General features: G+C 35.6%; 9 protein-coding genes. All 9 read left to right on the forward strand.

Translation table 11 applies throughout. From position 1 onward, the window contains the following. Positions 1-69: 69 nt before the first annotated feature. The 9 genes from CBF37_RS05415 (at position 70) to CBF37_RS05455 (ending at position 10733) form a co-directional block, all read left to right on the forward strand. Positions 70-2907, forward strand: a complete 2838-nt coding sequence (locus CBF37_RS05415) for a sigma-54-dependent transcriptional regulator (RefSeq protein ID WP_125983735.1) — start codon at positions 70-72, stop codon at positions 2905-2907. 169 nt (positions 2908-3076) lie between these two features. Beyond that, positions 3077-3577, forward strand: a complete 501-nt coding sequence (locus tag CBF37_RS05420; RefSeq protein ID WP_125983736.1) for a PTS sugar transporter subunit IIB — start codon at positions 3077-3079, stop codon at positions 3575-3577. Positions 3578-3620: 43 nt separating this feature from the next. Beyond that, positions 3621-4583, forward strand: coding sequence for a mannose/fructose/sorbose PTS transporter subunit IIA (locus CBF37_RS05425; protein WP_125983737.1), 963 nt, complete (start codon positions 3621-3623; stop codon positions 4581-4583). A 12-nt stretch (positions 4584-4595) separates the two neighbouring features. Then, on the forward strand, positions 4596-5393 hold the full coding sequence (locus CBF37_RS05430) for a PTS mannose/fructose/sorbose transporter subunit IIC (RefSeq protein ID WP_125983738.1): 798 nt from the start codon (positions 4596-4598) through the stop codon (positions 5391-5393). Between the two features lie 14 nt (positions 5394-5407). Beyond that, positions 5408-6349, forward strand: coding sequence for a PTS system mannose/fructose/sorbose family transporter subunit IID (locus tag CBF37_RS05435; RefSeq protein ID WP_125983739.1), 942 nt, complete (start codon positions 5408-5410; stop codon positions 6347-6349). Positions 6350-6440: 91 nt separating this feature from the next. Continuing rightward, entirely contained in the window at positions 6441-6806 is a 366-nt protein-coding gene (locus CBF37_RS05440) for a DUF956 family protein (RefSeq protein ID WP_125983740.1), read from the forward strand. 96 nt (positions 6807-6902) lie between these two features. Continuing rightward, positions 6903-7637: a MurR/RpiR family transcriptional regulator gene (locus CBF37_RS05445; protein WP_125983741.1), complete on the forward strand. Its 735-nt coding sequence runs from the start codon at positions 6903-6905 to the stop codon at positions 7635-7637. A 120-nt stretch (positions 7638-7757) separates the two neighbouring features. Continuing rightward, positions 7758-9089, forward strand: a complete 1332-nt coding sequence (locus CBF37_RS05450) for a 6-phospho-alpha-glucosidase (RefSeq protein WP_125983742.1) — start codon at positions 7758-7760, stop codon at positions 9087-9089. Positions 9090-9170: 81 nt separating this feature from the next. Next, the gene (locus CBF37_RS05455) at positions 9171-10733 is read left to right on the forward strand and encodes a PTS transporter subunit EIIC (RefSeq protein ID WP_125983743.1); all 1563 of its coding nucleotides are present in this window, start codon (positions 9171-9173) and stop codon (positions 10731-10733) included. The last annotated feature ends 87 nt before the right edge of the window (positions 10734-10820 follow it).

The raw sequence follows: 10820 nt of genomic DNA on the forward strand, positions 1-10820 counted from the left end.
TTCTTTTTTTATATACTAGTGTATCGTTTTTTGATACACTAGACAAAGAAAGTCATAGATAAAAGGATGATGAAGTTGAAACGAATCGATCGTGTGTATGATTGGGTGAAATCGCAAACAGTATTATTGGATAAGACTAATTCGGCTGATATTTCAGGTGTTACGACACTCGAAGTGGCCGAGGCTTTGGCTATTCAACGGAGCAATGCAAGTAAGGATTTAAATACTTTGGTCAAAGAAGGGATTTTAGATAAAGTTGATGGTCGTCCGGTTCGGTATATCTGCCGGTCTGTATTACGTCATAAACCATTAACAAAACATGTCGAAAGTTATTTAGAAACATCAAAGTCAGATATCGTTCCCACTAGAAACACAAAATTATATGATACATCGATGTCTATGTCAGGTGATATTTTTAATCGAATTGTTGGGGCTAATGGCAGTATGAGAAATCCTGTGGAACAAGCCAAGGCTTCAATTCTATATCCGCCAAAGGGTTTGAACTGTCTTATTGTCGGTCCGACTGGGTCAGGGAAAACATACTTTGCCCATACGATGTTTCAGTTCGCAAAACAACGGCAGGTTGTGGCCGAAGATAAAGATATGATAGTTTTTAATTGTGCTGATTATGCCAGTAATCCGGAGTTGTTGATGAGTCATTTGTTCGGACATGCAAAAGGTGCTTTTACGGGAGCAACTGAGACAAAAGATGGTCTGTTAGCATTAGCAGATAATAGTTTTCTGTTTTTGGATGAGATTCACAGATTGCCGCCAGAAGGACAAGAGATGGTTTTTTATTTTATGGATACAGGAAAGTACGCTCGCTTAGGTGAGACAACAAAACAGAACAGCGCGAATGTTAGAATAATTTGTGCGACAACGGAAGATCCATCTTCGGCACTGTTAAATACGTTTGTCAGAAGGATACCAATAACTATTCAATTACCGAATTTTGTTGATCGCCCTGAAAAGGAAAAAGTTGATTTAGTCCGGGTGATGATGTCAATGGAAGCCAAAAGAATCCAGCGGCGGATTATTTTAACAGACGACGTTGTAAAAGCTTTGATTGGTAGTGTTGGCTACGGGAATGTGGGCCAATTGAAGTCGAATGTACAGTTAGTGTCTGCTAGGGCTTTTTTAAATCATATGGATAAGGACGAATTGCTTATTACAGTAAATGAATTAAATGAGTCGATTAAAGAAGGGCTTGCCAAGTTGGCCATGAATCGTCAAGATATGGCTGAGTTAGCTTACTTTATTCCCCAGAAGATGATTGTGACACCTAATGAAGAACATTATACATTTGAGACAGACTCATATGAATTACCGTATAATTTATATGAAATTATTGGTGATAAAGCGGCTGTTTTAAAAGATGAGGGGTTTAATCAAGAGGCAATCAATCATTTTATTTCAACGGATATCAACGTTCATTTGAAATCATTCTATCGAAATCATGGATTTAGTTTTGATACTGATAATCAATTACTAGAGATTATGGCCGAGCCCGTCATTAACACAACCAAAATTATCTATGAGTTTGCGAAACAAGCATTAAATTATGATTTTCAAACAAATTTTCTGTATGCAATGGGGTTGCACATCAGTTCATTTTTAAGTCGACTGCAGATGGGAATTCATCAGTCAAATCAAGATAATGAGAGTATCGAAAAAATGGTTATTCATTACCCCGCAGAGTATCAAACTGCTTCAGAAATTAAAACTATTATTGAAGAAGAGCATCATGTTTCAGTTCCTGCTTCAGAAATTAATTATTTAACGGTATTACTTGTTTCACTAAAAGAAAACAAATCAGATGGCCGAATTGGGATAGTTGTTGCAGCTCACGGCAATACAACTGCTTCGAGTATGGTACAAGTTGTTACACAACTTTTAAGTGTAGATAATATTCGCAGTGTGGACATGCCACTTGATATGTCGCCGAAAGATGCGAAAGAAAAAATTGTTAAAGAAGTTGTTGCTGTCAATGAAGGCAGTGGTGTATTGCTGTTAGTCGATATGGGCTCACTAGGGACTTTTTCGGGGGATATTCAAAATCAAACCAATATTTTGGTGAAAACAGTTGATATGGTAACGACTGCCACAGTCTTAGAGGCAGCTAGAAAATCTAGTTTGATTGAAACAGATATTAATCAACTGCATCGTGCATTGGCAGATTTTCATGGTTATTCGAAACAAGTTGCAGAAGTTGAAAATGCTAATTTACTTGATTCGTCCAAAAAAGCCATTGTGGCAATTTGCGCCTCTGGTCAAGGAACCGCTCAGAGAATGAAAACTCTTCTCGACGAATATATTCAAAGTAGCTTGGGAGAAAATCATGATATTACGGTATTCCCAGTTTCGATTTTAGAAGTTACCAAACGGTTAGCTGAAATAGAGAAAACAAATAAAGTTATTGCTATTACGGGCATCACAAAACCAAATACGGATATTCCTTTTATCCCGATGGATATTTTGTTTTCTGTAGAAGGTAAGCAAACAATCCTGAATATTATTAAAAGTCAGTATGAAGAACATCATCCTAAACTAGACATGGTGGAAGCCAAAGAACTTTGTTTAGAATTTATGTTGAAAAGCTTTACATTTATTAATCCTAAAAAGCTATTGGATCCAATTTGGCATGTGGCTGAGTTACTAGTGTCAAGTTTAAAGATGACTGATAATCCAGCCTTTTATACAAATTTTTCACTCCATGTTGCTGGCTCGATTGAACGTGTATTGCGGAATGATACACTAACAGTACTGGACGAAGATATTGATTTAATGAAACATGACCCGATTTATGATCGAGTTGTCCTTGCATTGAGCTACTTACGTGATACACTGAAAATAGAGTTTGATGATAGCGAGATATTTTATACATATCAGATTATTAAAAATACATAAAAAACGATACACAAAAGATACACTAAAAAAGTGTATCTTTTTTGAAATTATTTTTAGTAGATTCTTAATATTACGGCGTTTATACTGTATTAAAAAAGTTGGCATGATACTTGCTTATAAAAGATGAAGAGTTAATACATACATTTTATTTGATTAAGGGGTGGAATCAATGGATATTCGCTTAGTCCGGATAGATGACAGATTGATACATGGTCAGGTCGCAACTGTGTGGACAAAGCACACCAATGTAAGTCGAATTTTAGTGGTTAGCGATGAAGTTGCACAAGATGAATTGAGAAAGCTATTACTTATTCAAGCAGCACCGGTCGGCGTAAAAGTAAATGTTATACCAGTTGTTAAATTAATAGAACTCGCAAAGGATATCCGTGTTTTGACAGATAATTCAAAAATAATGCTATTATTTACTAATCCAAAAGATGTCAGACGTGTGGTTGATGCGGGGATTTTTATTGATACAGTAAATGTGGGTGGTATGAGCTTTCAGTCAGGTAAACGGATGATTACAAATGCTGTTGCTGTCGATGATGATGATATTGCTGAATTTGCTTATCTTGGTAAAAAGAATATCAGTATTGAAATCAGAAAAGTTGTTGCTGACAGTTCTATTGATTTATTAGGACTGTTGCGCAAGGAACAATTAATCAAATAGATAATATAAATTAACACTTAATGCTAATTAGGAGGTAGGAATTATGGTAGGGATCATTTTAGCAAGTCATGGTGAATTCGCTAAAGGTATTTTACAATCTGGTTCAATGATTTTTGGTGAACAAGAGAATGTACAAGCTGTTACATTGATGCCAAGCGAAGGCCCGGATGATTTGAAAGCTAAGTTGGAAGAAGCAATTAAATCATTTGATAACCAAGAACAAATTTTATTTTTAGTCGATTTATGGGGTGGTACACCATTTAATCAAGCAAATACTTTGTTTGAAGAACACAAAGATAATTGGGCAATTGTCAGCGGATTAAATTTACCGATGTTAATTGAAGCTTACGCATCACGTCTCTCTATGGAGTCAGCTCATGACATTGCGGCTCATGTGATTGAAACAGCTAAAGAAGGCGTTAAAGTCCGTCCTGAAGAGTTGGATGTGGTTGAGGAAAAAGTGGCAGTCAAAGATGAGGTTGATTATTCGTCATTACCGACTGAAGGCCAAATGAAAGTTGTTTTAGCACGTATCGATTCTCGTTTACTTCATGGACAAGTTGCAACAGCGTGGACAAAAACAGTTGGACCAAATCGAATTATTGTTGTGTCTGATAACGTGGCTAAAGATGATTTAAGAAAAACGTTGATAACACAAGCAGCTCCTCCTGGAGTAAAAGCCAATGTTATTCCAATTAAAAAATTAGCTGAGATTTGGAAAGATCCGCGTTTTGCGAAGACAAAAGCATTATTACTATTTGAAAACCCTGAAGATGTTGCTGCTGCTGTAGATCTAGGCGTTGATTTGACAGAAGTTAATGTTGGCTCAATGGCTCACTCTGAAGGTAAGGTAATGGTTAATAATGTATTATCAGTTAATCAAGAAGATGTGAACTCATTTGAACACTTAAAAGAAAAAGGAATCAAGTTTGATGTAAGAAAAGTACCAAGTGATTCTTCTAAGAATTTATGGGACTTACTTGCAAAAACAGGAATGACAAAATAAGGAGGATTTATCATGTCAATTATTGCTGTTACATTCGTTGTATTAATAGCATTTTTAGCCGGTATTGGAGGGATTTTAGATCAATTCCAATTCCATCAACCGATTGTTGCCTGTACATTAATCGGTATGGCAACTGGTAATTTAGCAGAAGGTATTATGTTGGGCGGTCAATTACAATTAATCGCTTTAGGTTGGATGAATATTGGGGCTGCTGTTGCACCCGATGCTGCATTAGCATCTGTTGCCGCTGCCATTTTAGTTACCATGAAAGGTGCAAGTGTTTCTGAGGGTATCGCTTTAGCTATTCCTTTAGCTGTCGCTGGTCAAGTACTAACAATTTTCGTTCGTTCAATCACTGTTGGTTTGGCACATGGTGCTGATAAAAAAGCTGAAGAAGGTTCAATTAAAGGTGTGGAAGTGTTCCATATTATTGCACTGGTTCTTCAAGGATTGCGTATTGCGATTCCAGCTGCTATTGTAGTTGCTGTTCCTGCTGAAGCTGTAACAACAGCATTACATGCAATTCCAGATTGGATTACTGGTGGTTTAGCTGTCGCTGGTGGCTTCATCGTAGCTGTTGGTTATGCAATGGTTATCAACATGATGGCAACACCAAAATTATGGCCATTCTTCTTCCTAGGTTTCGCTCTAGCAGCTGTTTCTGAATTAAACTTAATTGCAATGGGTCTTATTGGTTTAGCTCTAGCATTAGTTTACTTACAATTGGCGCCTGAATTTAACGGCGGTGGCGGTAATGGATCTGGACCAAGTAAAGGTGATCCGCTAGACGATATTTTAAATGATTACTAAGGAGGAGACAGAAAATGACTGAACAAAAATTAGTGAAATTAAATAAAAAAGATCGTATTTCAGTATGGTGGAGAAGTCAGTTCTTGCAAGCTTCTTGGAACTATGAACGTATGCAAAACGTAGGTTGGGCATATGCTATGATGCCAGCCATTAAAAAGTTGTATCATACAAAAGAAGATCGCTCATTGGCATTAAAACGTCACTTAGAATTCTTTAACACACATCCATATTTAGCTGCACCGATTTTAGGTGTTACGCTAACACTTGAAGAAGAAAAGGCTGCCGGAGCGCCAATTGATAACGCTGCAATTCAAGGTGTTAAGATTGGTATGATGGGACCTCTAGCCGGTGTGGGTGATCCGATTTTCTGGGGTACCTTACGTCCCGTAATCGGAGCGTTCGCAGCTTCACTTGCCTTGCAAGGAAGTATTGTCGGACCGTTAGTTTTCTTCTTTGCTTGGAATATCATTCGTATGGCTTTCTTATGGTACACACAAGAACTTGGCTACCGTCAAGGATCTAATATTACTCAAGATTTAAGCGGTGGAGTTATGCAAAAAATTACTGTTGGTGCGTCAATTCTAGGGATGTTTATCATGGGGGTACTGGTACCACGATGGACAACTATGAACTTCCCAATGGTCTTATCAAAAGTAGATGTTGATAAAAAATCATTAGTTAACTTCTCAGGTATGGTTGATGCAGCAAATAATGGTAAATTAAATGTAAACATGATTCGTGACGTTGTTAATCAAATTAACGGCGGTTCAAATGTCAACCCTCAAAAAGTCATGACATTAGGCGACATGTTCAATCAATTAATTCCTGGATTAATGCCATTATTACTAACTTTAGGTTGTATGTGGTTGTTAAGAAAGAAAGTCAGCCCAATCACAATTATCTTTGGTTTATTCGTAATCGGTATTTTAGGATATGTTCTTGGTATTTTCGGTTAATATTAATTATTTTAAAGAGACAGACAGTCTTTCCTGTCTGTTTCTTTTTTTGTTATACTGATAAAAAGAGAAAGCAAGGGGGTTTCTGAAAATGGTAGAGAGTCTTAATCAAGAGGTTGATGTTGCAGTCAAAGCAAATGCCTTTTTGAATCCTGTAAACCCTAAAACGGGAATAATGGCAATAGGTGATAAAGGTGTAGAGTTTAGGGAAACAGATGGTGCTGGGTATGTACAAGTTCCCTGGCAAAATATCGTTCAGGTTCGTGCACAAGTGTATCTAAAGGGAAAATACATTCGCAGTTTTGATATTGTTACAGATGCAAATCAAAGTCTCAACTTCGTAACAACAGATGCAATTGATGCATTAAAAGCGATGCGGAAGCATCTAACCAAAGAACAAATGATTCAAGCACCGGGAAATTTTAAACGATTATTTAAATTTGGTAAAAAAAAATAATGTCAGCAGCGAGGAGTAAAATAAACTCTTCGCTTTTTTTGTTGCTCTATTTGGGGTATTCTAGATAATAAAAAGATGTGAGGGGGAGCCTATTTTATGTTGGTCAATAATTTTCAAAAAAATCAGCAAAAACTTAATTCTCAAGAACATGAAATCATTCGTTTTTTAAGGACAAATATTCAGCTTATTAGAGAAAAAACATTAAAAGATGTGGCAGGAGAACTGTATGTTTCACCGAATACTATTGTACGACTTGCAAAAAAACTTGAATTTAAAGGATATTCAGAATTAAAATTAGCAATTCTAATGGAGGATGAAAAAAAACCGACTGTTATTGATGAAGATAAGTTATCACTAATTGATCAAATTACTAAAACTTCAGATGCTTTACGGAATGATCAGATGTCTGAAATCATTAATACTATAAAAGAAAGTAGTCATGTCTACTTTTTTGCATGCGGCCCATCTAAATATCCATGTGAAGAAATGAAAGAAAAGCTAAGAATTTGTGGGATTGAAGCATCGCTGTATTACGAACCGCATGTGATGAGACAACGAGCTAAACAACTAAAATCGACGGATACGCTGATAGTAGTCAGCTTAAGTGGGGAGACAGCCACTCCGTTAGAAGCAACTAAAATCGCCAAAATGACCGAAGCCACAATTATCTCACTAACTGGCTTTTCTCAAAACAGTATTGCAAAGATTGCGGATCATTCATTGTATGTTTTTTATGAGCGAATTCAAGTAAACGAAATGGATGTATCTTCAAGGATAGGTGTATATTATGTATTGAACACAATTTTTGAAAGACTAATTAACTTGTGTTGAGCAACACGCAAATGTGTTTAAAGTGATAGTTTGTGTTGATGTGAGACATCATATTAAATCTATTGTGTTCCTTTTTATTTTTATTAGAATAAGAGTATAAATTAATAGGGGGAACACATTATGACTAAAAGCAAAAAGAATAATATTGTTATTGTTGGTGGAGGATCAACATGGTCACCAGGTATATTAAAAGCATTAACAAAACACCAAGATATATTTCCATTCAACAAAATTACTTTATACGATACAGATGGTGAGCGACAAGAAGTAATCGGAAAATTTGGTGAAATTTTATTTAGAGAAGAAACACCAGATATCGAATTTTCATATACGACAGATAAAAAAGAGGCCTTTACAGATGTTGATTTTGTTTTCTGTCAAATGAGAACCGGCGGATACCCAATGCGAGAAAAAGATGAAAAAATTCCTTTATCAATGGGATTAATCGGTCAAGAAACTTGTGGGCCTGGTGGATTTGCTTATGGATTTCGTTCAATTAGAGACATGATTGAGTTAGTGGAGGATGTTCGTTCTTTAAGTCCAAATGCATGGATATTGAATTATACAAATCCTGCAGCAATTGTGGCTCATGCTTTAAACATGGCATTTCCAGAGGATAAGCGGATCTTAAATATTTGCGATCAGCCCGTGAATTTACTTCGTTCATTCGGTCGTCTGATTAACCGCGACTTTAATGAATTTGAACCGACTTATTTTGGACTAAATCATTTTGGTTGGTTTACTCACATATATGATAAAGAAGGAAATGACTTACTTCCTGAAATTAAAGACTACACGATAAAAAACGGTTTTTTACCTGTCGATGCAGAACAGCGAGATCAGTCTTGGCTTGATACATACGCAATGGTAGAAGATATGGTTAATGATTTTCCAGATTACTTGCCAAATACTTATTTACAATATTATTTATACCCTGAATATAAATTATCAAAATTAGATCCAAATTATACACGTGCGAATGAAGTAATGGATGGTCGTGAAAAACGTGTGTTTGAGGAATGTCGAAGAATTGCTGAAGCTGGAACTGCAAAGGATTCACATATTGTACATAATGATGCTCATGGTGACATGATCGTTGAGGTAGCTGCATCAATCTATGGAAATTTAAGAAGAACATTTATTGTTATTGTTCCGAACAATGGAATTGTTTCTAACTTACCAAATGATTTAATGATTGAAGTTGCAGCTTCATTAGGGGCTAACGGCCCTGCACCATATGCAGTTGGAGAAATAGGTACTTTTTATAAGGGATTGATTGAAGGTCAATATGCGTATGAAAAATTAACTTGTGAAGCATATTTTGAAAAATCTTATGTTAAAGCGTTACAAGCATTAACACTGAACAGAACTATTGGGGATGCAAAAAAAGCTAGACAGATATTAGATGCTCTAATCGTGGCTAATGGCGATTATTGGCCAGAATTAAATTAAGGGATGTTGAATTGAGAGGGCTAAAAAGCTCTCTCTTGTTTTTAATAATAATGAAACCGATTTTATTTAGGGGGATAAGTGATGAATAAAGATAGGCTGTTGGAAGCATTTCAAAAACTTGGGAAGGTATTAATGGCACCGGTTTTGATTTTACCGATTTCGGGTATTTTAGTTGGTATAGGTAGTGCCTTTAGTAATCCGAATTTAATTAAGTCTGTGCCATTTTTAGGTAATACTTTTTTTAATTATTTTTTCCAGATTTTAAAGGCTGCTGGTAATGTGGTTAATGATCATATTCCTGTTATTTTTGCTATATCTATTGCATACGGATTTGCTAAATCTGAAAAAGGAACGGCTGCTTTATCAGGGTTCCTTGGTTATATGACTATGAACACGGTTATGGGAACTTTTCTGACACTTAGAGGAACGATTACACCAGAGGAGCTTTTAACTGGTCAAAAAAGTATTTTAGGAGTACTGACTTTAGACACAGGAGTATTTGGGGGAATATTAATTGGACTATTAGTCAGCTATTTACATAATAGATATTACAAAATTGAATTACCACCAGTATTTTCTTTGTTTAATGGAACCAGGTTTATTCCCGTAGTTACTATTATTGTATCTTGTTTTGCTGGATTGGCTATGTCGTTTATTTTTCCGCCAATTCAATCAGGGTTGAATATTTCTTCAGAATTTATCGTAGCTACAGGATCTTTTGGAGCATTTGCCTATGGTTTCTTGGAAAGAATGTTATTACCATTTGGACTGCATCATTTTATATATCTGCCATTCTTTTTCACAAGTCTTGGGGGCGTAGCTGATATTGGCGGTGAGGTTGTTGAAGGCGCTGTAAATATTTATAACGCCATTTTAAATACACCCGGTGCTATGTTTGATATTAGTGTCAGTCGTTTTTTAATGAATGGTAAAGTTATCTTTGCTATGTTTGGTCTTCCTGGAGCAGCTTTTGCGATTTATAAAACAGCACTTCCAGAAAATAGAAAAAAGATTGGTTCACTAATGATAGCAGTAGTTATTCCGTGCGCATTGATGGGAATCAGTGAACCTTTAGAATATAGCTTTTTATTTGTTGCTCCGGCTTTATTTGGTATTCATGCAGTTTTTTCAGGAATTGCATACCTATTAACGTATATTGTTCAATTTAATGTTGTTGGATCTGCTAGTTTTGGCGGGCCTTTTATGTCTTTGATTTTTAATGGTATTTTGGGTGCAGATAAAGGATCGAATTGGTTATGGGTATTTCCGTTAGGTATCAGTTACTTTTTAATTTATTATTTTGTTTTTAAATTTGCTATTGAAAAATGGAACTTAAAAACACCCGGGCGTGTTCTTGAAACGGAAGATGGGGTACAAGAGGAAATTGGAAAAGAAGAAAGCGAATTTTTAGACACATTAATTCTTGCAGTCGGTGGTAAAGAAAATATTGATAAAGTAGATGCTTGTTTTACCAGATTAAGATTAACATTGAAAGATCCTAAAGATGTTAAAGATAAGGATTTCTTTATTAATAAATTACACGCTAATGGTGTTGTTAATGTGCCATCAGGTATCCAAATTATTTATGGTAATAAAGCAGCTGTGTATAAAACAGAGATGCGAGAGTATTTAAATATGGAATAAATTAATTTTTTAAAAGCTAAATGTCAAAAGGCATTTAGCTTTTTTTAGTATAAATATAAGACATTCTATTGCATTTTAATAATACGT

Origin of the sequence: Vagococcus vulneris (genome assembly GCF_003950515.1) — a bacterium.
Taxonomy (GTDB): domain Bacteria; phylum Bacillota; class Bacilli; order Lactobacillales; family Vagococcaceae; genus Vagococcus; species Vagococcus vulneris.